This window comes from Mycolicibacterium frederiksbergense (genome assembly GCF_012223425.1).
GTDB lineage: Bacteria > Actinomycetota > Actinomycetes > Mycobacteriales > Mycobacteriaceae > Mycobacterium > Mycobacterium frederiksbergense.
Genome location: NZ_CP038799.1, coordinates 2,605,760 through 2,629,969, shown reverse-complemented (window position 1 = coordinate 2,629,969; position 24,210 = coordinate 2,605,760). Strand labels below are relative to the sequence as shown.

The window sequence follows — 24,210 nt, the reverse complement described above, 5'->3', positions numbered from 1 at the left end:
ACGACCATGGAATCGTCCGATCCCGCGGCCTTGAATGGACCCATGAGTACAGACACGATTCTTGTCCTGGCCGCGACCGGGAAGACCGGTCGCCGGGTTGCCGCCCGCCTCCGGTTGCGCGGCATCACCGCCCGGCTCGCCTCCCGATCCAGTCAGACCCCCTTCGACTGGTCCGATCCCGCCGGCTGGGATGCGGCACTGGAGGGCGTCACCGCGGTGTACATGGTCGCGCCGGCGACGGTGGGCCCCGCACCGGAGTTCGTCGCCAGGGCGCAGGCCGCCGGGGTGCAACGGCTGGTGCTGCTGTCCGGGCGCGGCGCCGACACCTGGGGCGACTCGCGTTTCGGGCTGGACATGCGTTCGGCCGAAGATGCCGTCCGCGCTTCGGCATTGGAGTGGACCATCCTGCGGCCCAACAACTTCGCGCAGAACTTCGACGAAGACCTGTTCCACGCGCCGGTGGTCGCCGGGGAGCTCGCGTTGCCTGCCGGCGAAACCCCCGAACCCTTCATCGACATCGAGGATGTCGCCGATGTCGCGGCCACGGTACTGACCGAGCCCGGCCGTCACACCGGGCAGATCTACGAGCTGACCGGCCCCGACGCGCTGACCTTGGCCGAGGCTGTCGAGATGATCTCCCGGGCCTCGGGGCAGCACATCACCTACAAGCAGATCACCCCGGCCGAGTACACCGCACTACTGGTGGAACAGGGCGTCGGCGAGGCCGATGCCGAACACGTCACCGAGATGTTCGTGATGATGGACGGCGGCCCGCTCGCCACGACCACCGGCGGGGTGGCATCCGTGCTGGGCAGAGCGCCCCGGACCTTCGCGGACTACGTGCTGCGGACGGCGGCCAGTGGGGCGTGGTCCCGGTGACACTGACGCCTGCAGACCTGGAGTTCCTGCGCCGCCCGCTCTACGGGTTCTTCACCGTCGCCACCGGCGCCCACCCGCCGCAGCCCCGTCCGGTGTGGTTCGAGACCACCGACCACGGAACCATCGAACTGTTCACCCTTGCCGACGCGGCGAAGGTCCGGCGCCTGCGCACCGACCCCCGCGCGTCCCTGGTGGTCGCCGCCCCGGTGGGCGAACGCGAGCGCTGGGTGTCGGTCGCCGGTGCCACGACGCTGGAAAGCCAAGGGGCGCAGCAACTTGCCACCCGGTTGGCCAACCGGTACTGGGACCTCACCGACGAGGGTCGGGCAGCCGAACTGCAGCAGATGCTGGGCGCCGACCTGTTGCGTCTGGTCATCCACCCGGACACGGTGACGCGCTACACGCCGTGAACCCGGCCACCGTCCACGCGCCACGTCCGATCCAGCCGCACATTCTGCAGCATCCGGCGATCATGGGTGACCAGCAGCAGCGCACCGTCATAGCTCTCCAGGGCCTGCTCGAGTTGCTCGATGGCGGGCAGATCCAGATGATTGGTCGGTTCGTCGAGCACCAGCACGTTCACGCCGCGGGCCTGTAGCAACGCCAGGCCGGCCCGGGTGCGCTCACCGGGTGACAGCTCCTGCGCGGTGCGCTCCACATGGTCGGCGCCCAGGCCGAACTTCGCCAACAACGTGCGCACCTCGGCGGTCGGCCAGTCCGGCACGTGCTGTTCGAAACGATCGACCAGCCGCCCCGGTCCGTCGAATTCGGCACGGGCCTGGTCGATCTCGCCGACGGCGACGTTCGCGCCCAGACCGGCCCGGCCCTCGTCGGGTGGCGTGCGGCCCAGCAGTAACCCCAGCAGCGTCGACTTGCCCGCCCCGTTCGGCCCGGTGATGCCGATCCGCTCGCCGGCGTCGACCTGTAGTGAGACCGGGCCCAGCACGAATTCACCTTGGCGCACCACGGCGTTGTCCAGGGTCGCCACCACCGAACTCGACCGCGGGGCCGATCCGATGGTGAACTGAAGGGTCCATTCCTTGCGGGGCTCCTCGACCTCCTCCAGGCGGGCGATCCGGCTCTCCATCTGACGCACCTTCTGCGCCTGCTTCTCACTGGATTCGGTCTGGGCGCGGCGCCGGTTCTTGTCGTTGTCGGGGGCCTTGCGCATCGCGTTGCGCACGCCCTGGCTGGACCATTCGCGTTGGGTACGGGCGCGCGCCACCAGGTCCGCCTTCTTGTCGGCGAACTCCTCGTACTGTTCGCGCTTGTGCCGCCGGTTGACCGCGCGCTCCTCCAGATAGCTGTCGTAACCGCCGCCGAAGACCGTGGTGGTGTTCTGCGCCAGATCCAGTTCGAGCACCCGGGTCACGCTGCGTGCGAGGAACTCCCGGTCATGGCTGACCAGCACCACACCGCCGCGCAGTTCGCCGACGAAACGCTCCAGGCGGTCCAGACCATCCAGGTCCAGATCGTTGGTCGGCTCGTCCAGCAGCACAATATCGAAGCGGGACAACAGGAGTGCGGCCAGACCGACCCGTGCCGCCTGCCCGCCCGACAACGCGGTCATCGGCGTCGTGTCCGGCACCAACGCGGAGTCCAGACCCAGGTCGGCGAGCACCGCGGGCAGCCGCTCCTCCAGATCCGCCGCACCGGTGGCCAGCCAGTGATCGAGTGCCACCGAGTACGCGTCCGCGGTGGCACTGGAATCGGACAGGCCCTCGGCCGCGGCTTCCATCGCCGTTGTTGCCGCCGCGCATCCGGTGCGCCGGGCGATGTAGCCGGCGACGGTTTCCCCAGGGATCCGTTCGTGTTCCTGGGGCAGCCACCCGACGAAGGCGTCGGCCGGGGCGACGCTGACCGTGCCGCCGAGCGGGTCGAGGTCGCCGGCCAGGATGCGCAGCAGGGTGCTCTTGCCTGCCCCGTTGGCGCCGACGACGCCGATGACATCGCCGGGCGCCACGGTCAGGTCGACGTGCTCGAACAGTGTGCGGTGGGCGTGTCCGCCGGCCACATCCTTGGCGACGAGCGTTGCGGTCATGGACCCATCTTCACACCACCGGTCAGGCCGGGTTGAACAGGCGCGGCTCCAGCCAGGCGTCGTTCCTGTGTCGCTCGAGGGCCTTCGCGCCGGCCAGCACGGCCAGGTCCGCCAACGGTTCGACGACGATCACCAGCATGTACGCGGCACCGAATGTCGCGATGCTGGCGACCGTCTGCCCGCTGAGGCCCTCACCGTAGAGCGCCCAGAACCCCACCCACGACACGATGCCCGCCTGGTAGGTCATCGAGAGGGTCAGGGCCTGACGGTATTTCAGGGCGGTATAAGGCGTCTGCGGTGTGATCGTCCGGCCTGCCACGTACTGCAACGCGAACAGTGGCACCAACAGCGTGGTCAGGTTCATCCCGTACTGCGGAAGATCGAAGGGGGCCAGGAACATGCCCTGGATCAGCAGGCCCAGCGCCAAGCCGAAGGCCGCGGGCGCGACGCCGAACAGCAGGAACAGCGTCGAGCCGAGGATGAGGTGCACCTCGGAGACGCCCACCGGGAAGTGCGGGAGGATCTCGAAGAACACCAGGACCAGCGCGGTGGTCACGGACGTGCCGAGCAGCATTGACCCTGGGCCCCGCTCCTTGAGGTGTCTCCACGCCATCGTCAGCGCGTAGGCGCCGGCGCCGGCCGCGGTGGCATAACTCAGGACGATCTTCGCGCCGTCCACGATTCCTGGTTCGATGTGCATCTGCGCTTCCTTTCGCGAGGGTCAGTGGTGGTCGTCGTGGACGGCGTGGTCGCCGTCGTCGGTGATCAATGGGGCGGTGAGGATTTTCCGATGGTCCACAACGTGTTCCAGCGCTGCGACCCAGTGGTCGTAGTACTCCCATTCACCTCGGGCGGGTGCAGGCGCCGACTCCCACGCACCGATCGTGTCGATCAGGCTCTGCTGAAACTCAGCCCACGGGTAGTGACCGAACTCGGACAAGGCAAGCGCCAGGCCGAAGGCCCGTCGTTGCCAATCGTGGTCGAACGACGGCGCGGCCTGATCCGTCGTGCAGGTCTGGTGCAGTTTCATGCCGGATGCCCTGCCAGTGCGACGCCCATCATCGACTCGGTGGTGACCAGTCCCATCAGTTGCTCCTCGGTGAAACCCTCGGTTCCCGCGGGCCGTTCGGGGATGACGAACCACCGCGAATGCCCACTGGAATCCCAGACCTTGATTTCGGTGTCCTCGGCCAGGTCCACCCCGACCTCGGTCAGCACCGTGCGGGGTTCCCGGGCGGCACGTGCCCGGAACACCGGGTCCTTGTACCAGTACGGGGGCAATCCCAGCACCGGCCAGGGAAAGCAGGAGCACAGCGTGCAGATGACAAGGTTGTGCACCCCGGGCTCGTTGGCCACCGCCTGCAGGTGCTCGCCTTCCGCGCCGGCCATCCCCTCGGGCAGGTCCAGTTCGGCCAGCGCCCCCGGGGTGTCCACGACCACCCGGGCCGCGAAATCGGGGTCCGTCCAGGCCTTCACGACGATCTTCTGACCGTTCAGCGGTGTCATCTCGGACTCGAAGTAGGCGAGCACCTTGTCGACCGTCTCGCCGGTGATGACCCCCTTCTCGATCAGCAGCCGCTCCAGGGCCCCGACCCGATCGGCGCTGGATTGCTCACGATCGGACGGGTACGAAAACTGCTCGGTCACTTGTCCTCCTCGACGGGTTGCAGATAGGCCTCGAACAGCTCGGCATACAGGGTGTTGGCGCCCGGTTCCGCCCGGACACCCCAGAGTTCCTCGGGGGCGAACTCGACGATGTAGATCGGCATCGGGTCACCGATGCCGTCGCCGGTGTGTACGAAGTAGCCGTAGTCGCCCTCGAAGATCCTGGTGACGGTGCCCACCCGGGTCCGCAGGTACCCCGGCAGCCGGGTATGGGCTCCGGCGGGCAGGTTCGCGATGCGAACCTGCTCTCCCACAGCGAACTTCGGGTGCGCGGTGTCACGGCGCGGGCTGTCGCCGCGGCGCAGGTAGTCGATCACCCGGTCATCGATCGCCGGATCACCGCCGCTCGGGACGGTTGCCGGGGCCGCGATCAGGGCACTGATCTCCTCCTCCGACACGTACCCCTGGTCGATGAAGAACTGACTGATCCCGCCGAGCCACTTCTCGTAGTAGCGGAACTTGAAGTAGTCGAACGGATTCATCGCCTCGGCGCCGGTGCGCAGCGAGGCCCACGTCCACTCGTCCCGGAACTCGGTGGGCACCTCGGCGATCGGGTACTCCGGCAGCGCCGAGCCCAGGTGCGCGCTCAGGCCCATCATGGCGACGTGGATGCCGAAGATGCGCTTTTCCCACTCTTCGACGAACACCCGCTTTTCCAGAGTGAGCGATTCGGGCAGCCCCTCCAGACCACCCAGATAGTGCTGCAGTTTCATGCCGGTGCGCCTTCCGTTCCGGTACGGCTGGCCGGGGCCGTACGTGTCATCACATTGGCCAGATACTCCGAGGCGATACCGAACGTCGCGCCCAGCACGCAGGCGCACGCCGCCACCAACCCCGGGTGGGAGATGCTCGTCGCGGTAACCAGTTGTCCGGTCCCGGCCACGGTCGAGACCGTCGATGCGAAACCCACCACCACCGCGGGGGTCGTCGACAGCAGACCGACCCAGGACGCCTGCACCATCAGCGCACTTCCCACGCCCACGGCGATGGCCGTGACGGTCAGACTGCCGCCGAGCAGGTGCGCGGCGTACAGGCTGGCGCTGGCGATGAGGACACCCACCAGGTTCGATGACACCGACCGCACCCAGCCGCCCGGGCCTCCCCCGACGAAGAAGAAGGAAGCCCAGGACAGGAAGACCACCCAGATGGGGACGGTGATCACGGTCGCGGTGAGTACCACCGCGACCCCGCCGAGCACGCCGATGCTCAATGTCAGAGCCGATCGTGAATCCATGCAGTCCACCCTTGTCATCGCGGTATCGAGATCTGCTTCGTGGCAACAACGTTGGGCCGATGGTGTTTCGGACTGGTAAACCCCGCTTATCGGTTGTCCGCCGAGGTGGACATCTTCTGCGCGAAACGGGACCTCGGCGCCCGCGGCCGACCGACACGGACAGGAGGCGCGAAAATCCGGACATCGGATCGCACCAGCACCGCGGTGGGCGCACCCTTGGCTCATGTGCCACTACGTCGAGCACCGTTCGCGTCGCATCGCGATGCTGGCCTGCGACGGCGTCCGGACCCTGGATGTCACCGGTCCGCTGGAGGTGTTCGACGTGGCCCGCACCCTCGGCTACGACTACGCGGTGTCGCTGCACACCTACGGAGATTCCTCGGCGATCCGTTGTGCGTCGGGACTCACACTCGCTGCCACTCCGGCCGCGCTATTGGACACGCCGCCGGACACGGTGATCCTGCTCGGCGGCGAAAGCTTTGTCTCCGAAGTTGTTCCACCACATGTTCAGCAGTCGGTCCGAACTCGTACTGCCGGTGTGCGGCGGATCGCCGCCATCGACGCCGGGGTCTTCGCGCTGGGCGCGGCCGGCCTGCTCGACGGCCGTCGCACGACCACGCACTGGCGCCACCTGGACGCCTTCGTCACCCGCTGTCCGTCCACGATCGTGGACCGTGAGTCCGTGTTCGTCCGCGACGACGACATCTGGACCGCCGCGGGTTCCGCAGCCGGCATCGACCTGGTGCTCGCCCTGATCGCCGATGACCACGGAACCGACCTCGCCCACGAGATCTCCAAGGAGATGGTGGTTCTCAGCAGGCGCATGGAGGGCCATCCCCAGATCTCTGCGGCCGCCAGGACTCCGCGACCCAAACACGCCGAGCTCGAGCGCTTGATGGCGACCGTCAGCGCGGATCCGGCCGGACACTACGAGTTGGACGTCGTGGCGGCCCAGATCGGCATGAGCCCACGGCATCTGGCCCGGCTGTTCAAGGCGCAGGTCGGGGTGACGCTGCGGCAGTACGTGTACGAGGTCCGGTTGGAGAATGCGGTCAGCCTGGTACTGGCCGGCGAGTCCTTCCACGCCGCGGCGCAGCGCAGCGGACTGCGGTACGGAGCCCGCATCCGCGACCATCTGGAGGCACATCGCGTGCTGCCGGCACCGACTCGGCCCGCTCCGCTACTGGTCGATCCCGGTGGTGCGGAAGCGGTTCCGGTATACGCCGGGTGACACGCCGAGGTTTCGGCGGAAGGTGCGCCGCATGGTGTCCGTCGTGCCGAAGCCCGCCCGTCGCGCGACCGAATCCTGGCTCTGGTCACCGGTCGCGAGGAGGACTTTGGCGGCCTCCAGCCGGGCCTGTTCGACGAATCTCGCCGGGGTCATCCCGATCTGGTCGTGGAACATCCGGGCGAGGTGCCGCTCACTGACCGCTGCTTTGACGGCCATCGATGCGATGGAATGGTCCGCGCCGGGGTCGGCGATCACCGCGTCCACGATATCGCGCAGCCCACCCGAGACCGGCAGCGCAGATTCCGCCCACACGCTGAATTGCGCCTGCCCGCCGGGGCGTTGGAGGAAGACGACCATCCAGCGCGCCACCCGCCGGGCCACCGTCGGGCCGTAGTCACTCTCGACAAGGGCCAGCGCGAGATCGATACCCGCGGTGATGCCCGCACCCGTGATGAACGGCCCGTCCTGGACGAACAGCGAATCCGGATCCACGCGCACGTTCGGATATCTGCGCGCCAATGTCTGGCAGTGCGCCCAGTGGGTGGTCGCGCGTCGCCCTTCGAGAAGTCCGAGGGCGGCGAGCACGAACGCGCCGGTGCACACCGAGGCCACCCGACGGGCCCGCGGCGCGAGCAGGCGCACCATTTCCAGGGCGTCCGGCACCGTATCGGGTGTCGGCTCCTCGGGAATGTCGTGCAGGCCAGGGGTGAAGGAGAAATCCGCGGGCACACCGCCGGGCACCAGCAGCGTGTCGATCCTGGCTGGCACGTCGGCCAGCGCCAGATTCACGTCCAGGCGTGCGTAGGCCGTGGTGCCGACCGCCGCACCGGTCGGCGAGACCAGCAGCACATGGTAGTTCGCCCCGAAGTCGTTGGCACGGGCGAAGATCTCCAAGGGCGCCGCCACATCCTGCAGGGTGACCTTGTCGTAGAGGGCGAACGCGACCGTGCGTGCCGCCGGGGTCTCTTGGCTTGGTTCGTCGGCCACGTCTCGCTGGTGCCCTTTCACTGCCCCCCGCGGTTTCGGCGCTCCTGCGAATCTAGCGGGCCACTGTTTCCGTCAGGTTGCATCCGCTCACGCAGGCTGTCGTAGATGGGCGGCGATTTCAACAGTTCGGCGGCCAGCACGGCCGCGGCGGTCGCCGCCAGCATCGGCACGACCAGCGATGTGGTGGCGGTCATCTCGATCACCAGCACGATCGCGGTCACGGGCGCCCGCACGACGGCACCGAAGAACGCGGCCATACCGACGATGGCCATCGGCACCACGAGTGACGGATTGCTCTCGGGTATCAGGACATTCAGGCCGCCGGTGAACAACACACCCCACAGCGCGCCGACGACCAGCAGGGGCGCAAACAGACCTCCGGGTACCGCCGCCGCATAGGACAACGGTCCGGCCACCAGCCGCACCACCAGATACCCCAGAGCCATCGGCAACGCAAGGGCGCCTCCTCCGACGATCAGCTGAGTCAGCCCATCGCCGCCACCGACGGCCCTTGGATCCACGAATGCCACCAGCCCGATGATCGCGCCGATGATCGCCGCCTTGGCGACCGCCGGAATCCGGGGAACGGCGGCGACGCCGTCGAGGAAGCTCAGCACGAGCCGGCTGTAGAGCGCGCCCAGGCAGCCGGTGACCAGACCGAACACGATGAAGACGGGGACCAGCGTGCTCGACGGTGCAGCCACCGGATCGACCTGGAAATCCGGCTGGTCGCCGAGGATCAACCGGGCACAGGCCACGGCCGTGGCGGCCGAGAACAGGGTGACGAGCACGGTGCGGATGTGCACGGATTTGGTGGCCTCTTCGAGGGTGAACAGCGCCCCGCCGATCGGCGCGTTGAACGCCACCGCCAGTCCGGCACCGCCCAGCGCTGTCTGCATCAGCCGTACATCACGATCGTCCAGCCCGCCGCGCCGCGCGGCCTGCGCGCCGATCACCGCACCCATGTGCACCGTCGGGCCTTCTCTGCCGAGCACCAGGCCCGAGCCGATCGCGAGGACACCCCCGATGAACTTTGCCGGCAGCAGCATCAGGGTCGGCGGCCGGGCCGCCCCGCGATAGACGGCCTCGACGTGCTGGATGCCGCTCCCCGCGGCCAGCGGCACCCACCGGACCACGACGGCGGCCAGCGTCGCCCCGAGGGCGGCCACGGCGATCGGCACCAGCCACCCGGGCCCCGGCAGATCGTGGGCCCAGGTGACCAGGTCGACCCGCCAGCGGTCGGCGAGCTGCAGACACCACCGGAACGCGCCGCCGACAAAGCCGATCACCACACCGGCCAGGACCGACACGGTGCAGACCCACACCAGGCCCGATCTCATCCGGGGCATCAACGCGCCACCGTCATGACCCGGCTGCCATGCAAGTGGCGGCGGGTTCATCAGACGTCGCCATATCGCTCCCGCCCCGCCGCTTGCGCGTCCTGTCACTTAGTGACACAGTGGCGATGTCACTGAGTGTCAGGAGGCCTTCACCATCGCCACCCAGGATATCCGCGGCACGCACAATCCCAAGCAGGCGCAAGCCCGCCTCGCCGTCTCCCGCCATGCCTGCGCATTGTTCTGGGAGCGTGGGGTCTCCGCCACCAGTGGTGACGATATCGCCGCCGCCGCAGGGCTCTCCACCCGCACCATCTGGCGGTACTTCCGAAGCAAGGAAAGCTGCGTCGAACCGATGCTGTCCCTGTCCGCGCAACGTTTCATCGCCCAGGCGCACCGGTGGCCGGCCGAACTCTCACTGGCCGAGCACATGGCGGCCGACATGGCCGAGCATCCGCTCAGTGAGCAGGAACTCGCCGATGAGATCAGCGCGCTGCGCATCGCGACCATGTCCGCCGAGGAACCCGCACTGCGGACGGCCTACCTGATGGTGCACGACGAGATGGAGCGCGGATTCGTTCCGGTTGTCGCCCAGCGACTCGGCCTGCCGGACGGCGATCTCACCGCCCGCCTCTGCGCGGCCGCGGTGGTCGGGGCATTCCGGGTCATCGATGAGGACGTGGGGCGGCGCGTCATCGTCGAGAGGGAGAAGGTCAGCCAGGAGGAGGCACTCGAACTGATCGATCGAGCGGTCCGGGACGCGACCAACGGACGGTTCGGCGGGCCTATTTCCCCGCGTTGATTGCCAGGTCGATCGCGTACTGGTTGACGAAGGTGCCCGCGCCGGGCTCGCCGCGCCCGCAGGACCCGTCGGACTCACCGACGCGCTTGACCCACAGGAAGGCATCGACGTTCGGGTTCCCGGTGGCCGTCGTCGGCGGGACGCCCAACGCCCGGCCCTTCGGGTTGCACCAGGCCATATCGCTGTCGCTCTCGGGTCCGCGACCGTTGCGCGAGGTGTCGATGACGTAGTGCGAGCCACCTGTCATCCCCGAGATGGCGTCGCCGTAGCCCATCTGCTCTTCGGTGGTGTAGTAGTTCGTGGTGTTCAGGCTGAAACCCTGCGCGCGGGCCACGCCGACATCGTTGAGCATCGCGGCCATCTTGTCCGCACTCACCCAGCGCGAGTGCCCGGCATCGATGTACACCGCGGCGGCCGGGTCACGGGTCAGGGTGTCGACGGCGTAGCGGATCAGGTCGAAACGTTCCGCACGTTGATCCGCCGTCAGGCAGTCGGCCATCGCGAGCGCATCGGGTTCCAGGATGATCGCGGCCGGCGCGGATCCCAGGCCGGCCGAGATGGCGTCGATCCACGCCCGGTAACCGTCTGCCGAGCCGAAGCCGCCGGCGGCGTAGCTGTAGCAGTCGCGATGCGGAAGCGCGTAGATCGACAGCACCGGCGTGGCGCCCGCAGCCTGCGCGGCGCCGACGAGCTTGCTCACCGTGCCGCCGACGGTGGACGCCGGGAAGGCCTGATCCAGCCAGTAGGCCTGCGGCGTGTTCGCCACGTAGTCGAGTTGCGGGCTCGGGTTGCTCTGCGCGGCGCGCATCGCCTTGGAGATCGGGTCGACGTAGAAGGGCTTACCGACCAGCGGGTTGGCCTCACTGGCCAACTGGATCTGCGGGGCCTGAACCGGGGACGCAACGCCTGCGACGACGGCCGCCGCGGCGAGGAAGGGGGCCAGCCACCGCGCGGCGGTGCCAGCAACGGAAGACTTCACCCTAGGAAAGTTAGTGCGACTCAAAGTGCAATGCCAATCGCGAAACGGCAGGTCACCACGCCGAAATGTGCTGGGCAAACACCTTTCGTGCGGCCGGTCACCGGGTCATGGGCAACCAGCAACACCTCAGCCTTTGCGGTCCAGTCGCAGTTGCAGTCCGTCGATCACCACGTCGAGGCTGAACTCGAAATCGTCGGCCGTGCCGGCCACCGCGCGGTTGTCGATGATCTCACCGAGCAGCGCGAACTGACCGGCCGGCGCCTCACCGAGCACCCGGGCAACCTCGGAGGTGTGCTGGCTCCTGGATTGCTCTCCGCCGAGGAGATCCCGCGCCGCGGTGTAGGCGACACCAGACACCAGCGACAGGATGTGCCCGCCCTCGGCCACGGTGAAGCCCGCCGCCGTCAGCGCCTGAAGCACACGTTCGGCCAGTGCCAGGCTGTGCGTGCCACGCAACTGGACAGAGGTGGCGGTGGCCCGCAGATGAACGACCCCCCGGTGCAGGGCCTTGCCGTAGGCGCGCAGGACGCCGGTCCAGTCGGCATCGTGGGGCAGCTCGAAGTCCCGCAGCTCGGCGTCGAAGAGGTCGGCGACGATCAGCTCCAGCAGGCCACCCCGGTCACCGACGTAGTAGTTCAGGGAGCTGCGGTCCACACCGAGAGCGTCGGCCACCGCCTGCATGGTCAGATCCTCGGGCGCGATGGTCCGTGCCGCCGCGACGATGCGGGCCCGGTCGATGCGCGGTGGCCGGCCGCGGCGGGCGCCTGTCGTCATTTCACGAACCTAGCGGCTGGGGCCGTGTTATTTTTCCACTACCGTGGAAAATTATCTCGACAAAGGAGCCCCGGGCATGCGCGTCATCCAATGGACCACCGGCAAGGTGGGAAAGCTCAGCCTGCGTGGCGTTCTCGATGACCCCCGCCTCGAACTCGCCGGTGTGTACGCCTTCTCCGAGGAGAAGGCCGGTACCGATGCCGGGCAGTTGTGCGGCCGCCCGGACACCGGGGTGACGGCCACCACCGATATCGATGCGCTGATCGCACTGCAGGCCGATGCCGTGCTCTATACGCCGTTCATGGCCGACGTCGACCACGTCGTCAGACTGTTGGAGAGCGGGCTCAACGTGCTGAGCACGAACCTCTTCCTCAATGTCGGCGGAGTCCAGGGCGAGACCCGCGCGGCCCTCGCCGCTGCATGCGCGCGCGGCAACAGCTCGCTCTACATCACCGGCATCCATCCCGGCTGGGCCAACTCCATCACCACCGCCCTGACCGCGGTTTGCCGCGATGTGCAGTCGATCACCATCACCGAGGCCGCGGACGTCTCGGTCTACGAGTCCGTCGAAACATGGGAGATGCTGGGCATTTCCAAGCGGGAGGCCTCCCCCGACGTCATCGAGATCGCCAAGCTGGGGATGGTCAGCTTCCGCGATTCGGTCGAAAGGATGGGCGTGGCACTGGGTTTCGACGAGTTCGACAGCATCGACTTCGACATCGAGTTCGCCACCGCAGCCGAGACCGTCGACCTGGGCTGGATGCGCATCGAGAAGGACACCATCGCCGCACTGCGCGGTGGATGGACTGCAACACTCGGCGGCAAGACCATCCTGCGTACCGCCGTCGTCTGGCACCTGACCAAGAACCTCAACGCGGACTGGGACCTGGACGAGGACCACTACAACATCGTGATCCACGGCGAACCCGAAGTGCGTACCCGGATCCGGTTCGTGCCGCCCGAGACGTGGGGTAACCACGAGTGGGACACCATGACCGCGATGCCGGCGGTCAACGCCGTCCTCGACATCGTGCGTGCGCCCGCCGGCATCCTGACCCTAAAGGATGTCGGGCTGACCTGCGCGCCGGCGAAAGCCTGGCTCGACAGCTGAGGCTTGACCCGCCGGGGTATCGGAATACGTTCGGAGACGTCACGTTTGGGTGACGGTTCTGCGCCGGGTACGACCTCGGTTCATCTATTTTCTGGTACGTGCGAACCAGTCATGGCAGCCTGAGCCGCATCTTTACCCATTGCGACCTGCGCGCATTTTTACCCTCCAGCAAATTAATTCGCAATGCAACGTTTGCCGTGGCAAACAGCCGGTCCTGCCGGCCGGCCCTGGGCCCGCGGCGTCCGTGGCGACACCGCCGGTCTTTGCTGCGTTGCGCCGCCTGCGCACGAATACCGGCCTGCCGAGGGCGGGCGGTAGCTCTGCAGAAACCCCCGCCCGTCGGGTTTACGGGCCGAATCATGGCATGCGGCAACGTGGTTGACGTGCCTACATTGAGCGTCGTCACACGCCGTGTTGCACCGGAGCGCCAGAAAGGCCACCATGTCCGCCCACCTGCTTCGCGCGCTCGTCCTGGTTCTGTGCATGGTGGCCGCCCAACTCGCCTCCCCCGTGACCGCCCCCGCGGTGGGCGCGACGTTGGCACCGGTCAACACCGCACCGACCGCGCTCGGTATCGCCGAATCGAATCTGTACTTCATGACCGCCGACGAGCTGGCGACCGCGATGCAGGCATTCGAAGAGATGGGCGTGCAACAGATCCGGATCTTCCTGCCCTGGCGGGCCATGGAGCCCTCCAGGGGTACCTACAACTGGGTGGTCGCCGACCGCATCCTGGATGCCGCCGCCGCCCGGGGCATCGCCGTCGTCGGCGCGGTGACGAGCACACCGATCTGGGCCTCTCGCAACGGCTTCTGGCTGCCCAACGCGGCACCTGACGATCCGAATACCTACGCCCAATTCATGGTGCAGCTGGCCCAGCGCTACGGATCGGGCAGCACCCAGCCACGGATCGCGGCCTACGAGATCTGGAACGAACCCAATGCCAACATCGGCTGGTCACCGCAACCCAATGTCGCCGGATACACCGAGCTGCTCAAACTGGCCTACACGGCCATCAAGGCCGTCGAACCCACCGCGACGGTGGTCGGCGGGGTGCTGGGCGCCGGACTCTCGTTCGGCACCTGGACAATCAACCCGGTCAACTATCTGACCCAGATGTATACCGCAGGCGCCCAGGGGTACTTCGATGCACTGTCCTTCCACCCCTACAATTTCTCCAGCAGCTTCTCGGCGGGAGCGCCGTACGCCAACACGCCCTATCGGCAGTTGCTGTCGTTGCGGGCGTTGATGGAGTCGGCGGGCGACGGTGAGAAGAAGATCTGGACAACGGAATACGGTGTGCCGACCTCGGCTGTCAGCGGCGCCACCCAGGCCGCCTGGATCACCGACTTCGCCACCACATGGTCGGGGCTGGACGGTGTGGGACCGATGTTCATCTACTCACTGGTCGACCGCCCCAACGAGACACCGTGGGGCGTGTTCGACCGTAACTGGGTGGCCAAGCCCGGTGTCGAGGCCATCCGGACCTGGATCGCCGCGCAGCAGAGTCAGATTCCGTAGCGCAGTTTGATGCTGTGAAAACGGTCGAGCAGCTGCTGCGCGCGTTCGGTGGTGTCCACCATCACGGTGTCGCCGGGCAGGACGTCGAGGATCTCGGCATGCTTGACCAGCTGGGTGCGGAAGGTCGCGGCATTCCTGCTCAACAGGTTCCGATAGGTGAGGTTGCCATCCGAGAACTCCTGGGTGTCCAGCCAGTTGTGCACGCCGGGATCAGCGTGGGCGATGACGAATCGCACGACGTCATCGCCGTCGACGACCGTGCGGGCCGGCGTGTAGCTCACCGGCCGGTACAGGAAGTCCATGCTGCCCACGAACACCCCGCCCATGCCGAAGACCCAGAAACCGTCATGGTTGTCCATCTCGACGATGAGCGCCTCATCGGGTCGCAGCTGCCACACCATGTGCGCGGCCATCCGGCCCCGCTTCATATCGCTGTCGGTGTCGGCGATCCTGTTCGGGGGGAACCGATTCAGGTAAGCCGGATCGCACACTCCATCGGAGTAGTTCCACGAGTGCTCCGGCCAGTCGCGCATCGCGCCGTTCAGGAAGTCCCCGGCCCAGCCCATTGCCTCGATCATCGATTCCGGGTCCGGCAGCGGTCGAGGAGCCCGCATGCCGATACGTTCGATGGTGAGCGTCGTCGGTGTCTCCGACCAGGCATCGAACGCCTCACGGATGAACAGCTTTCGGCTGCCCGCCGTGGTGGGTAGCCAGTTGCCGGCGCGTTCGGGACCCCCGATGAACAGTTCGAAGTTTCCCGCATCATCGGTGCGCAACTGATGCCCGAAGATGTTCGCCTCGGGTATGTCGCCGAAGGGTTCGTGCAGTGAGGGCCAGTCGGTTCCCGGAATGTTGTCCGGCCGGGGCCCTTGCACCGTGATGTTGAGCCACCGCGCCGTACCGCGCCTACCGGTGATCTTGTATTCGTGGCGCCCATCGATCCATGCCTGCCGGTAGCTGAAATCGGCGACATCGCCGCCCAGTTTCCTGCTGGGCGTGCACAACTGGTGGATCTGCGGGAACGCCGGATCCCGGGTCTCCAGGGCGAGGTCGAAAGCCTGCCCGAGGTTCTGGGTCAGGAAACGCATTGCGTCGGCCCGCTGCAGCGGTGTGCCCGGGTTGGCGTCCTTGAACACCAGGTCCCCGGCGCTCTTGAGCCGGTCACAGAAGTGCTGCCAGGCGTCACGCAGCGACTCGTCTGCCGTTCCGTCGCCGAAGGCCATGTCACGCTCCCAGTTCGGTGAGGATGTCCGACACCCGGCGAGCGGCGCGGGCAGTGGCTGCCCGCGCGCCTTCCTTGTCGATCCGGGGACCGACCAGCTCGATATCGAAGACCCCGCGGTAGCCGGCGTGCAGAGCGTCTCCGATGATGCGTTGCAACGGTATCGCGCCGTCACCCGGCACAGCCCGGCACGGTGCGCAGCGGTCACCGAGCACGTAGTCGCTGACCTGGATGAGGCCCGTCAGGGGCATCGCACGGTGGATCAGTTCGCTCAACCCCGCCTCGGCCCAGCAGGCGTGCACGTCGACGCACACGCCGATGCCTGCCCCCGATGCCAGGGTGATCGTGTCGGCGAGGGTGTGCGCGATGTGAATGTCGGCGTTGAACGTCGATGCATTCTCCACCAGCAGCCGTACCCCTTCGGTGTCGGCGCGCGCCCGGCAGGGCGCGATGAGTTCACCGAAGCGTGTGGCGGCCAGCTCCCAGCTCAGCGCTCCCCGCGCACCGGTCAGCAGGTAGATATCGGGCTGTCCGAGGACCGCCGCGATATCGATGACATCGTTGAGGGCCTGCGTGGCCCGCTCGCCGTCCTGCTCCAGATCCGGTTGTACGGCAAAGGGATGGTTGATGCTGGCGATGCTCACGCCGGCCCCTGCGGCCTCCGCTACGGCACCCCCTTGCATCAGGATCGGAGAAACCAGCGTCGCGTGCTGCACACCGATGTCGACGCAGTGCTGGAGAAACGCCGTGGTGCTCTCGTGCAGGAAGGCCACCTGATGCAGGCTGACGCGGGGATGCACGCTCAGCCCCGATTCTCCACCGCGACGCCGAAGCGTTCACGGAACGGCCTGAACTCCTCGTGCAGGGCGTCGAGGTCCTCCCCGATGTCGGTCAACAACACCGTCGAGTAGCGGAACTTTCCGTGCCGGTCGCCGTTGTTGTGCGCCAGGTAGTTCCGCATCGCCCGCTCCGCCGGCGATGTCAGCGTTCGGCCGGCGAACCGGTAGCAGCGCCGGATCGTCTCGATGGGGTCGGCGACGAAATCCAGGTACCGGATGTGCAGGATGCGCGGGTCGTCGGCCAGCGGATGGGACATCGTGTTGGCGATGCTCGCCCGCGTCAGGTCCAGGTGCAACCTGGCGGTGGCCTTGAGATCCACCGGGCCGGTGATGCCGTCCATGATGTCGGCCATCATCATGGTGCGCGACGCCGCGACCTGGACCGGGTCCCGGTGCAGCCAGACCAGGGTGGCGTCGGGATAGGCGTCGAAGAACTCACGCAGCCGGAAGCCGTGGAATCCCTTGAGCACCCAGTTTTTCTCCGGCCTGCCGAACTGGCACTGCTGCAACATCATCCGGTGAATCCGGTACTGGGCCGCCGCATCGATGGGCAGGCCCTGCACCACGGTCGGCACCGGCACCCGCCACCACGCCGTCGGTGTCATCACCCGGAAATCGAAGGCCCAGGTGCGTTCGTCCTCGGGTAGTCCGTCACCGAGCATGTCGTTGTAGGGGTGCGAATGCAGCCATTTCGGCAGCTTGGCGTTGATCTCACGCCAGTCCGCATCGGCCCACCCGCGGCGCGGATCATCCACTTCGGCAAGTCCGGGCGGGCCCGACGGGTACATGACCTCCCAGAAGCGCAGGGCGCGCGCCTCCGGGTCGACGGCCATCAATGCGTGCATCAGCGTGGTGCCGGTGCGCGGTTCGCCGGTCACGAACAGCGGCGCCACGATCGCCTCGTCGGCGACCGGGTGGCGCCGGCGGTCCTCGAAGAACTCCAGCCGAGAGGTGAGCAGGCCGCTGCACACCGCTGCCGCGGCGTGCTGTCCATCGACATCCATCCCGGCCGCGCCGAGATGCTTCACCGCGGTGGCGAATCGCTCGGGCAGCGTGTCATCGCCCCAGTCGGTGAGCCCGGTGCGGGCTTGCGCATCGGCCAGCAGGGCCTCGGCGTTCAGGTCAGCCATGCTCTGCCCCCACCAGTCGCAGTATTTCGTCTTCGGTCTCGCGCACCTTGTCGGCGGACCGCGCACTGAACCGCAGCCCGGCCATGCTGCCGTATTCCATCAGTTTGAACACCCGCATGCCGGCATCGCAGAACCCTTTCACCTGGTGCGCCACCTGTTTCGGGGTTCCGCACGGAAAGATGTCGGTGATGGCCCGGGTGTCGACCTGCTCGCAGAATCTGATGATCTTGTCCCGGGAGAGCTGGACGGGATCGAAATCCTGCACGCCGCGCCACTGCGGTCCCATCGGATGTTCGTAGCCGAATCGGCGGAGATCATCGGCGGTGATCAACAGGATGATCGCCTTCACCAGTGGCGCTTTCAGCATCTCGGCGATCTCGTCGTCGTCGCCGATCAGGCAGATCTGGGTGACCGCGGGAGTGATGGCCGCCGGGTCGCGGCCGGCCCGCTCGGCGGCCTCGCGCACGATGGTCAGCTTCTGGTGGTAGTCCTCGGGCGTGTAGGCACCGTTGGGCCACCATCCGTCGGCGTAGCGACCGGTGATGCGCAACATCCGCGGCCCGGCAGCTCCGATCCAGATCGGCGGGTACCTCCCGTCGTAGGGTTCGGTGTCCAGTCGCGCGTGCTCGAGGCGGTGGAATCGACCCTCGAAGTCGACGGGCCCGTCACTCTCCCAGAGCATTTTGATGACGCGGATGGCCTCCTCGAACCGGGCGACCGGTGTCTCGAAGTCGAAACCGTACGGCACCGTGTTCTCCAGCTCGCCCGAGCCCAGCCCCAGCACGAACCGTCCCCGGGAGAGGTGGTCGAGGGTGAGCGCCGACTGGGCCAGCATGGCCGGGTGCCGGCGCACGGTGTCCACCACCGTGGTGACGATCGGGGTGGTGCGGGTCAGCACCGCCGCGGCCGCCGCCACCGCCATCCCGTCGAGGTGCCGGTGCGGTGACGGTGACACGGTCGCGAGATCGGTGAACTCCGGTGTCCAGATCGACTCGGGCCAGAAGCTGACCATGTGATCGGGCAGCCAAATCGAGTGGTAGCGGCCCGAGTCGTACTGCGCGAGCATGTCCAGCCCGAGCGGCAACGTGGTACGCAGAAAGGCGGCGGGCTGGACCTTCATGCGAGCATCTGCTCCAGGCCGGCGATGACGACAGCAAGGCTGAACTCGAACTGTTCGGCGCCGTCCTGATCGGTGCCGGTCGATTCGATGACCTGGCGCAGTATCGAAAAGTCCTTGTCCGCAGCATGTTCGAGGGCATCGGCGATCTCCGGCACGTTCGGATGGACCCCGCTCTGGGCCGCCAGCACCGCGGCCCGTCCGGCGGTGTACGCCGTGTCACTGATCTGGGTGAGCGCGCGGCCGGCCTGGACGGCGTCGAATCCGGCGTCGACGAGTGCCTGCAGCAGGGTCTCGACGGGCGCCAGGGCCGTCAGCCCGGTCGCGGCGGGCAGGTGAAATGACGCGGCCAGCACGCCGACCTTGAGATAGGCGTCGCGGATCGCGCCCGCGAAGGAGCGGGCCACCACCCGCCAGTCGCCGTCGGCGGGCAACTCCACTCGCCGCAGTTCTGATTCGAAGACGTCCAGCGCAACAAGACCACGCAGACCTTCCCGGTCACCCACGTGATAGTTGAGCGCCTTCGGGTCCACCCCGAGGACCCCGGCGACCGCCTGCATGGTCAACCCCTCGGGCGGTAGATCGCGTGCGGCCGAGACGATCCGCTCCCGGCTGATCTGCCGGGGTCTGCCACGCTGTCGATTCGTCACGGCCCGAGTCTAGTATTTTTTCCCGTTCGGGAGTATGAATATCAGCGTGTCCATCCAGACCACCACGCGACCCGGCATCTGCCGGATCTGTTCGGCGCATTGTGGCGTGCTGGCCACGGTCACCGACGGCAGGCTGACAAAGGTGGCCGGCGATCCGGACAACCCGATGTTCAAGGGCTACACGTGCGCCAAGGGGCGCGCCCTGCCCGAGATCCACAACAATCCGAACCGGCTCCTGCACAGCCAGAAACGACAGTCCGACGGCACGTACCAGCCGATCGAGGCCGAGCTGGCGATGGATGAGATCGCCGCACGGTTGCAGCAGCTGATCGACGCGCACGGACCACGTTCGGTGGCCATCTATCTCGGCACCAACGGCCTGCCCTATCCCGCCTCGGCGTTGATGGCCAACGCCTTCATCCGGGGTATCGAGTCCCCGATGTTCTTCACCGCCAACACCATCGACCAGCCCGGTAAACAGATCGCGCTCGCCGCGCACGGACACTGGCTCGGCGGTGATGTCGACTTCCATGAGGCCGACAGCTGGATGCTCATCGGTACCAATCCGCTGGTGTCCAAGGCCATCGGCATCCCCGGCCAGAATCCCGGACAGGGGTTGCGCAGCGCCCTGGCCCGCGGCATGAAGCTGATCGTCATCGACCCGCGCCGCTCACAGACCGCGGCGCGCGCGGCCATCCACCTGCAGCCGCGCCCGGGCGAAGACGTGACCATCGTCGCGGGCATCATCAACTTCGTCATCTCCGAAGGTCTCTGCGATACCGCGTTCCTGGCAGACAACGCCACCGGGTTCGAAGAACTGGCTGCGGCGGTATCGGGTTTCACCCCGGAGTACGTGGCCGAACGCGCTGACGTCCCGATGGAGCAATTCATCGCCGCGGCAACCATCTTCGCGACCCACGGGACGCGGCGCGGCATGGTGAACGCGGGCACCGGAGCCAACTTCGCCGCGCACGGCAGCCTGCTGGAGTATCTCTGCCTGTGCCTCACCACGATCTGCGGGCGGTGGCAGCGAGCCGGGCAGCCGGTGGTTCGCCCGAACACGTTGATGCCCGCGTTCACCGCGAAAGCACAGCCCCATCCGCCGTACGAGGGCTGGGGCTACGGCGAGCGGCTGCGGGTGCGGGGACTGACCGATACGGTGGCCGGGATGCCGACCGCGGCACTGGCCGACGAGATCCTGCTGGAGGGCGAGGGTCAGGTGAAGGCGCTGATCTGCATCGGGGGCAACCCGATGGCGGCCTGGCCGGATCAGCGAAAAACGTTGCGTGCACTCGATAATCTGGATCTGCTGGTCACGCTCGACACCGAGATGTCGCTCACCTCGCGGCTGGCCGACTATGTCATCGCGCCCATGATGCAGATGGAAACTCCCGCGATGACGATGGGCAGCGAGCTCATCAAGTACTACACGAGCGGTACCGGCATCCCCGCGGCGTACGGGCAGTACGTGCCCCGGCTCGTCGAGCCACCGGAAGGCTCGGATCTGACCGAGGAGTGGCAGTTCTTCCTCGGCCTCACCAAGCGCATGCAACTCGACCTGTGGTTCGTGAACTTCTTCGGCGGCGGTGGCGGGCGTTTCATGGAATCCCCGCCCGTGGTCATCAACATGAACGCCGACACCGCGCTCACCACCGAGGAACTGTTCGCCCAGATGTGCTCGACCTCGCGCATCCCCTTCGACGCGGTCGCCGGCCATCCGCACGGCAAGATCTTCGACGTCGACGAGGTGGTCGCCGAGCGGGACACCGACTGCGACGCACGCCTCGACATCGGCAATGCCGTCCTGCTCGGCGAGTTGGCCGAGGTGCTGGCCGAGGATTTCGCCGCCGCGCAGGACACCGCCGAGTATCCGCTGCGACTGATCCCGCGCCGGCACGGGAGTTTCATGAACTCCTCGGGCACCAACCTTGCCGCACTGAACCGCGGCAAGCCCTACAACCCGGCCTATATGCATCCCGCGGCCATCGCCGCGCTGGGGCTGCGATCCGGTGATCTCGTCACCGTCACCTCCCCGCATGACAGCATCCCGAGCGTGGTCGAGTCCGATGACAGCCTGCGCCCCGATGTCATCGCCATGCATCACGCGTTCGGCGGGCTACCGAGCGAAGATGGTGAAGTCCGCTCGCGCGGCAGCAATGTCGGCCGTCTGGTGCCGACCGATACCGAGTATGACCCGATCACGGGGCTTCCCCGCCAGGGGAACATCCCGGTGAAGGTGACCGTGGGGATCAGCTAGCCGCGACCGAGGCGCCGCAGATGCCGCACGCCTCGAACTGCCGGCGCTTCCAGCGCGCGATCGGGACGAAGAACAACGTGAACTGGTTGAACTGCCGCAGCCGCATCCACTGGGTGGTGTTGTGACAGCGCGGGCAGGTCCGCATGTCGCCGGGGCCGAGTGGCTTCTGCTTGGTGCCGAAGCCGAACAGGAAGAACATGCCACCAGCGTAGAGACGCGTGCGGCTCAGGCAGCCGGGACGGGCACGGCGAGCGTCGTGATGCGCCGCCGGACCTCGTCGAGAAGTTCAGGAATGGAGGGGAATTCGTCCGGGTGGATGGGATCGCCGAACAGCACGTGCACGGTGTGCCCGAGGACCGGGAACCGCCGATCCAGCGGCAGCACCTTGTTCGCGTTGACCAGACGGACCGGGATGATCGGGACACCGGTTCGCTTGGACAGCACTGCGACACCCGGCCGGTAGGGCGCGGTCTCGCCGGGCTGCACGCACTTCTGCTCGGGGAAGATCCCGACCAGCGCCCCGTCTTCCAAGGCGATCGTGGCACTTTCCATGGCCTGCTTGCCGGAGTCGGAGTCGCCCCGGACCACCGGGATCTGCCCCAGCACCTCCACCAGCCAACGGGTGAACGGTGATTTCCACAGTTCGGCCATCGCCATGGCGATGGCCTCTCGGCGCAGCGCCCCGAGGATGAAGAAGACGTCGACCATCGAGGTGTGGTTGGCGGCCAGGATCACCGCGCCCTTGTCGGGCACGATATCGGCGTTCACGATCTCGGTTCTGATGATGCGGGTGAAGCCCAGCGTCCACAGCATCAGCCGGATGGTCCACGTGAGCAGCCACGCGCGCTTGCCGAGTCCGCGTGGACGAGGACGTCTCAGTCGCATTGCTCCATCGTCGCATCCGGCTGTGGGATGAAGATCGCGATGACGGTGCACAGCACGGCCGCACCCAGCCCGAACAGGAAGGCCGACTGGAAGCCGTCCGTACTGGGCACGGACACGCCGCCGACGTCCACGGTGTATCGGGTCAGCACCGCGGCGATGACGGCGGCCGCGGTGGCGGTTCCCAGCGAGCGCATCAGGGTGTTGAGGCCATTGGCAGCACCGGTCTCCGAGGCCGGAACGGCCCGCATGATCAGCGTCGGCATAGCCGCGTAGCCGAGCCCGATACCGATACCGATCAGCACGTTGATGATGAGGATGTGACCGGCGTGCAAGTCGGAGAACAGCGCGACGAGGTATCCCGTCCCCATGATGGCCGCGCCGGCGACCAACAGCGGCTTGGGTCCCCACAGTCGTCCGAGTCGGCCGGCCAGTGGTGACATGACAAGCATCGCCAGCCCGGCCGGCATCAGGAACAGACTGGCCTGCAGCAGCGGCATGCCCAGTCCGCCCGCCTCTTTCGGCAGTTCGAGAAGTTGCGGGAAGGCGATCTGCGAGGAGAACAGCGCGAAGCCCATCGCGATCGACGCGAGGTTGGTCAGCAGCACCGGGCGGCGGGCGCTCACCCGCAGATCGACCAGTGGCTCGTGGATGCGCAGTTCCAGCCAGCCCCAGATCAGCAGCACGGCGACGCCGCCGAGGAGGAAGCCCACCGTCCGCGTCGAGGTCCAACCCCAGTCGTTGCCGCGGGAGATGGCCAGCAGCACACCCGACAGGCCGACGGCGAGGCCGATGATGCCGATCACGTCGACCCGGCCACCCACGCGCAATCTGCTCTCCGGCACGAAGAACGCCATCAGGACGAACGCGATCAGGCCAAGGCACGCGGCGACCCAGAAGAGGGCATGCCAGTCGAAATGTTCGGTGACGAAGGCGCTGATCGGCAGCCCGAGCGCGCCACCGACGCCCAGAGTGGCGCTGACCAGGGCGATGGCCGAGCCGAGCCGGTCGGCGGGAAGCGTGTCGCGCAGGATCGCGATACCCAGGGGGATGACGCCCATGCCCATCCCCTGTAATCCGCGACCCACGATCAGCGGGGCCACCGTCGGCGACAGCGCAGCGACCACCGAGCCGAGCATCAGGACGCCGAGCAGGACCAGCGCGACACGGCGTTTGCCGTACATGTCGCCCAACTTCCCGGAGATGGGCGTGCAGATCGCCGCCACCAGCAAGGTGATCGTGATGACCCATGCGGTGTCGCTGCTGGATGCGTTCAGCAACAGCGGCAGCTCGCCCTGGATCGGGATGAGGATGGTCTGGGTGAACGCCGCGCACATGCCGGCGAAGGCCAGCACCGACACCACTGCGCCGGTGCGCACGGGCCGTGTGGGAGCGCCGGATTGCGGGCCGATCACCGTCGGGGCGTCGACTGTCATCAACCCACCTTTCGTCTGACTACCCGAACCACCGTACCGGCCGTTGAGACTGAGTATCAAGCTGTAGCCGAAGTATCGTTTCTGACATTTAGGATCAGATTCAGTTACCCTGGGTC

The 24,210-nt window shown here is 67.2% G+C and carries 25 protein-coding genes; 7 read left to right on the top strand and 18 right to left on the bottom strand.

The annotated features are described in order from the left end of the window. Nucleotides 1–42: 42 nt before the first annotated feature. Both EXE63_RS15580 and EXE63_RS15575 read left to right on the top strand, forming a co-directional pair. The gene (locus EXE63_RS15580) at nucleotides 43–879 is read left to right on the top strand and encodes an NAD(P)H-binding protein (RefSeq protein WP_168142671.1); all 837 of its coding nucleotides are present in this window, start codon (nucleotides 43–45) and stop codon (nucleotides 877–879) included. Continuing rightward, nucleotides 867–1,289 carry a pyridoxamine 5'-phosphate oxidase family protein gene (locus tag EXE63_RS15575; protein WP_168142670.1) on the top strand — a complete coding sequence of 141 codons (423 nt, stop codon included), beginning with the start codon at nucleotides 867–869 and terminating at the stop codon, nucleotides 1,287–1,289. Before EXE63_RS15580 ends, EXE63_RS15575 begins: the two co-directional genes overlap by 13 nt. Here the strand turns inward: EXE63_RS15575 and EXE63_RS15570 are convergent. Genes EXE63_RS15570 through EXE63_RS15545 form a run of 6 tightly spaced genes read right to left on the bottom strand, consistent with a single transcriptional unit; the run spans nucleotide 1,277 to nucleotide 5,819 of the window. Continuing rightward, nucleotides 1,277–2,920 carry an ABC-F family ATP-binding cassette domain-containing protein gene (locus EXE63_RS15570; protein ID WP_168142669.1) on the bottom strand — a complete coding sequence of 548 codons (1,644 nt, stop codon included), beginning with the start codon at nucleotides 2,918–2,920 and terminating at the stop codon, nucleotides 1,277–1,279. The two genes, EXE63_RS15575 and EXE63_RS15570, sit on opposite strands and share 13 nt — an antisense overlap. 22 nt (nucleotides 2,921–2,942) lie before the next feature. Next, complete coding sequence (locus EXE63_RS15565) at nucleotides 2,943–3,620, bottom strand: energy-coupling factor ABC transporter permease (protein ID WP_168142668.1); 678 nt, start codon at nucleotides 3,618–3,620, stop codon at nucleotides 2,943–2,945. Between the two features lie 21 nt (nucleotides 3,621–3,641). Then, nucleotides 3,642–3,950 carry a nitrile hydratase accessory protein gene (locus EXE63_RS15560; RefSeq protein WP_168142667.1) on the bottom strand — a complete coding sequence of 103 codons (309 nt, stop codon included), beginning with the start codon at nucleotides 3,948–3,950 and terminating at the stop codon, nucleotides 3,642–3,644. After that, entirely contained in the window at nucleotides 3,947–4,567 is a 621-nt protein-coding gene (gene nthA, locus EXE63_RS15555) for a nitrile hydratase subunit alpha (RefSeq protein WP_168142666.1), read from the bottom strand. Before nthA ends, EXE63_RS15560 begins: the two co-directional genes overlap by 4 nt. After that, nucleotides 4,564–5,298 carry a nitrile hydratase subunit beta gene (gene nthB / locus EXE63_RS15550; RefSeq protein WP_168142665.1) on the bottom strand — a complete coding sequence of 245 codons (735 nt, stop codon included), beginning with the start codon at nucleotides 5,296–5,298 and terminating at the stop codon, nucleotides 4,564–4,566. Before nthB ends, nthA begins: the two co-directional genes overlap by 4 nt. Next, nucleotides 5,295–5,819 (bottom strand): DUF1097 domain-containing protein, encoded by a 525-nt coding sequence (locus EXE63_RS15545; RefSeq protein ID WP_168142664.1) that lies wholly within the window; start codon nucleotides 5,817–5,819, stop codon nucleotides 5,295–5,297. The genes nthB and EXE63_RS15545 overlap by 4 nt, the downstream gene beginning before the upstream one ends. A gap of 223 nt (nucleotides 5,820–6,042) precedes the next feature. Here EXE63_RS15545 and EXE63_RS15540 point away from each other — a divergent pair, with 223 nt between their 5' ends. Next, entirely contained in the window at nucleotides 6,043–7,050 is a 1,008-nt protein-coding gene (locus EXE63_RS15540; protein WP_168142663.1) for a GlxA family transcriptional regulator, read from the top strand. Here the strand turns inward: EXE63_RS15540 and EXE63_RS15535 are convergent. Both EXE63_RS15535 and EXE63_RS15530 read right to left on the bottom strand, forming a co-directional pair. Then, entirely contained in the window at nucleotides 7,000–8,037 is a 1,038-nt protein-coding gene (locus EXE63_RS15535) for a GlxA family transcriptional regulator (protein WP_168142662.1), read from the bottom strand. The two genes, EXE63_RS15540 and EXE63_RS15535, sit on opposite strands and share 51 nt — an antisense overlap. Before the next feature lie 17 nt (nucleotides 8,038–8,054). After that, nucleotides 8,055–9,386 (bottom strand): H(+)/Cl(-) exchange transporter ClcA, encoded by a 1,332-nt coding sequence (locus tag EXE63_RS15530; RefSeq protein WP_168142661.1) that lies wholly within the window; start codon nucleotides 9,384–9,386, stop codon nucleotides 8,055–8,057. 226 nt (nucleotides 9,387–9,612) lie between these two features. On the opposite strand from EXE63_RS15530, the gene EXE63_RS15525 reads away from it, so the two are divergent. Continuing rightward, complete coding sequence (locus tag EXE63_RS15525) at nucleotides 9,613–10,176, top strand: TetR/AcrR family transcriptional regulator (protein WP_234904519.1); 564 nt, start codon at nucleotides 9,613–9,615, stop codon at nucleotides 10,174–10,176. Here the strand turns inward: EXE63_RS15525 and EXE63_RS15520 are convergent. Next, a complete protein-coding gene (locus tag EXE63_RS15520; protein WP_168145608.1) occupies nucleotides 10,160–11,206 on the bottom strand; it encodes a glycoside hydrolase family 6 protein in 1,047 nt (348 codons plus the stop codon). The genes EXE63_RS15525 and EXE63_RS15520 overlap by 17 nt on opposite strands. Before the next feature lie 75 nt (nucleotides 11,207–11,281). Further along, complete coding sequence (locus EXE63_RS15515) at nucleotides 11,282–11,929, bottom strand: TetR/AcrR family transcriptional regulator (RefSeq protein WP_168142660.1); 648 nt, start codon at nucleotides 11,927–11,929, stop codon at nucleotides 11,282–11,284. A 76-nt stretch (nucleotides 11,930–12,005) separates the two neighbouring features. On the opposite strand from EXE63_RS15515, the gene EXE63_RS15510 reads away from it, so the two are divergent. After that, the gene (locus EXE63_RS15510; RefSeq protein WP_168142659.1) at nucleotides 12,006–13,040 is read left to right on the top strand and encodes an NAD(P)H-dependent amine dehydrogenase family protein; all 1,035 of its coding nucleotides are present in this window, start codon (nucleotides 12,006–12,008) and stop codon (nucleotides 13,038–13,040) included. A 441-nt stretch (nucleotides 13,041–13,481) separates the two neighbouring features. Beyond that, complete coding sequence (locus tag EXE63_RS15505; protein ID WP_168142658.1) at nucleotides 13,482–14,561, top strand: cellulase family glycosylhydrolase; 1,080 nt, start codon at nucleotides 13,482–13,484, stop codon at nucleotides 14,559–14,561. Here the strand turns inward: EXE63_RS15505 and EXE63_RS15500 are convergent. From EXE63_RS15500 to EXE63_RS15480, 5 genes are read right to left on the bottom strand one after another with little or no spacing between them, the layout of a single operon-like run. After that, nucleotides 14,549–15,784, bottom strand: a complete 1,236-nt coding sequence (locus EXE63_RS15500) for a hypothetical protein (protein WP_168142657.1) — start codon at nucleotides 15,782–15,784, stop codon at nucleotides 14,549–14,551. The two genes, EXE63_RS15505 and EXE63_RS15500, sit on opposite strands and share 13 nt — an antisense overlap. Nucleotide 15,785: 1 nt before the next feature. Beyond that, nucleotides 15,786–16,583 (bottom strand): sugar phosphate isomerase/epimerase family protein, encoded by a 798-nt coding sequence (locus EXE63_RS15495; protein ID WP_168142656.1) that lies wholly within the window; start codon nucleotides 16,581–16,583, stop codon nucleotides 15,786–15,788. A 2-nt stretch (nucleotides 16,584–16,585) separates the two neighbouring features. Further along, nucleotides 16,586–17,752 (bottom strand): sulfotransferase family protein, encoded by a 1,167-nt coding sequence (locus EXE63_RS15490; RefSeq protein ID WP_168142655.1) that lies wholly within the window; start codon nucleotides 17,750–17,752, stop codon nucleotides 16,586–16,588. Next, nucleotides 17,745–18,872, bottom strand: a complete 1,128-nt coding sequence (locus EXE63_RS15485) for an LLM class flavin-dependent oxidoreductase (protein ID WP_168142654.1) — start codon at nucleotides 18,870–18,872, stop codon at nucleotides 17,745–17,747. The genes EXE63_RS15490 and EXE63_RS15485 overlap by 8 nt, the downstream gene beginning before the upstream one ends. Next, nucleotides 18,869–19,519, bottom strand: a complete 651-nt coding sequence (locus EXE63_RS15480; RefSeq protein ID WP_168142653.1) for a TetR/AcrR family transcriptional regulator C-terminal domain-containing protein — start codon at nucleotides 19,517–19,519, stop codon at nucleotides 18,869–18,871. The genes EXE63_RS15485 and EXE63_RS15480 overlap by 4 nt, the downstream gene beginning before the upstream one ends. Nucleotides 19,520–19,565: 46 nt before the next feature. On the opposite strand from EXE63_RS15480, the gene EXE63_RS15475 reads away from it, so the two are divergent. After that, entirely contained in the window at nucleotides 19,566–21,776 is a 2,211-nt protein-coding gene (locus EXE63_RS15475) for a molybdopterin-containing oxidoreductase family protein (protein WP_234904517.1), read from the top strand. Here EXE63_RS15475 and EXE63_RS15470 read toward each other — a convergent pair. The 3 genes from EXE63_RS15470 to EXE63_RS15460 are packed head-to-tail and all read right to left on the bottom strand — an operon-like array spanning nucleotide 21,769 to nucleotide 24,094. Then, on the bottom strand, nucleotides 21,769–21,975 hold the full coding sequence (locus EXE63_RS15470; protein WP_168142652.1) for a zinc-ribbon domain-containing protein: 207 nt from the start codon (nucleotides 21,973–21,975) through the stop codon (nucleotides 21,769–21,771). The two genes, EXE63_RS15475 and EXE63_RS15470, sit on opposite strands and share 8 nt — an antisense overlap. A 26-nt stretch (nucleotides 21,976–22,001) precedes the next feature. Further along, on the bottom strand, nucleotides 22,002–22,661 hold the full coding sequence (locus EXE63_RS15465; RefSeq protein WP_168142651.1) for a lysophospholipid acyltransferase family protein: 660 nt from the start codon (nucleotides 22,659–22,661) through the stop codon (nucleotides 22,002–22,004). Further along, nucleotides 22,652–24,094, bottom strand: coding sequence for an MFS transporter (locus EXE63_RS15460; RefSeq protein WP_168142650.1), 1,443 nt, complete (start codon nucleotides 24,092–24,094; stop codon nucleotides 22,652–22,654). Before EXE63_RS15460 ends, EXE63_RS15465 begins: the two co-directional genes overlap by 10 nt. Nucleotides 24,095–24,210 lie beyond the last annotated feature (116 nt).

Coding starts and splice junctions, on each gene's coding strand:
- EXE63_RS15580 (WP_168142671.1), top strand. CDS start 43: ATGAGTACAGACACGATTCTTGTCCTGGCCGCGACCGGGAAGACCGGT.
- EXE63_RS15570 (WP_168142669.1), bottom strand. CDS start 2,920: ATGACCGCAACGCTCGTCGCCAAGGATGTGGCCGGCGGACACGCCCAC.
- EXE63_RS15565 (WP_168142668.1), bottom strand. CDS start 3,620: ATGCACATCGAACCAGGAATCGTGGACGGCGCGAAGATCGTCCTGAGT.
- EXE63_RS15560 (WP_168142667.1), bottom strand. CDS start 3,950: ATGAAACTGCACCAGACCTGCACGACGGATCAGGCCGCGCCGTCGTTC.
- nthB (WP_168142665.1), bottom strand. CDS start 5,298: ATGAAACTGCAGCACTATCTGGGTGGTCTGGAGGGGCTGCCCGAATCG.
- EXE63_RS15545 (WP_168142664.1), bottom strand. CDS start 5,819: ATGGATTCACGATCGGCTCTGACATTGAGCATCGGCGTGCTCGGCGGG.
- EXE63_RS15540 (WP_168142663.1), top strand. CDS start 6,043: ATGTGCCACTACGTCGAGCACCGTTCGCGTCGCATCGCGATGCTGGCC.
- EXE63_RS15530 (WP_168142661.1), bottom strand. CDS start 9,386: ATGCCCCGGATGAGATCGGGCCTGGTGTGGGTCTGCACCGTGTCGGTC.
- EXE63_RS15515 (WP_168142660.1), bottom strand. CDS start 11,929: ATGACGACAGGCGCCCGCCGCGGCCGGCCACCGCGCATCGACCGGGCC.
- EXE63_RS15510 (WP_168142659.1), top strand. CDS start 12,006: ATGCGCGTCATCCAATGGACCACCGGCAAGGTGGGAAAGCTCAGCCTG.
- EXE63_RS15505 (WP_168142658.1), top strand. CDS start 13,482: ATGTCCGCCCACCTGCTTCGCGCGCTCGTCCTGGTTCTGTGCATGGTG.
- EXE63_RS15500 (WP_168142657.1), bottom strand. CDS start 15,784: ATGGCCTTCGGCGACGGAACGGCAGACGAGTCGCTGCGTGACGCCTGG.
- EXE63_RS15490 (WP_168142655.1), bottom strand. CDS start 17,752: ATGGCTGACCTGAACGCCGAGGCCCTGCTGGCCGATGCGCAAGCCCGC.
- EXE63_RS15485 (WP_168142654.1), bottom strand. CDS start 18,872: ATGAAGGTCCAGCCCGCCGCCTTTCTGCGTACCACGTTGCCGCTCGGG.
- EXE63_RS15470 (WP_168142652.1), bottom strand. CDS start 21,975: ATGTTCTTCCTGTTCGGCTTCGGCACCAAGCAGAAGCCACTCGGCCCC.
- EXE63_RS15465 (WP_168142651.1), bottom strand. CDS start 22,661: ATGCGACTGAGACGTCCTCGTCCACGCGGACTCGGCAAGCGCGCGTGG.
- EXE63_RS15460 (WP_168142650.1), bottom strand. CDS start 24,094: ATGACAGTCGACGCCCCGACGGTGATCGGCCCGCAATCCGGCGCTCCC.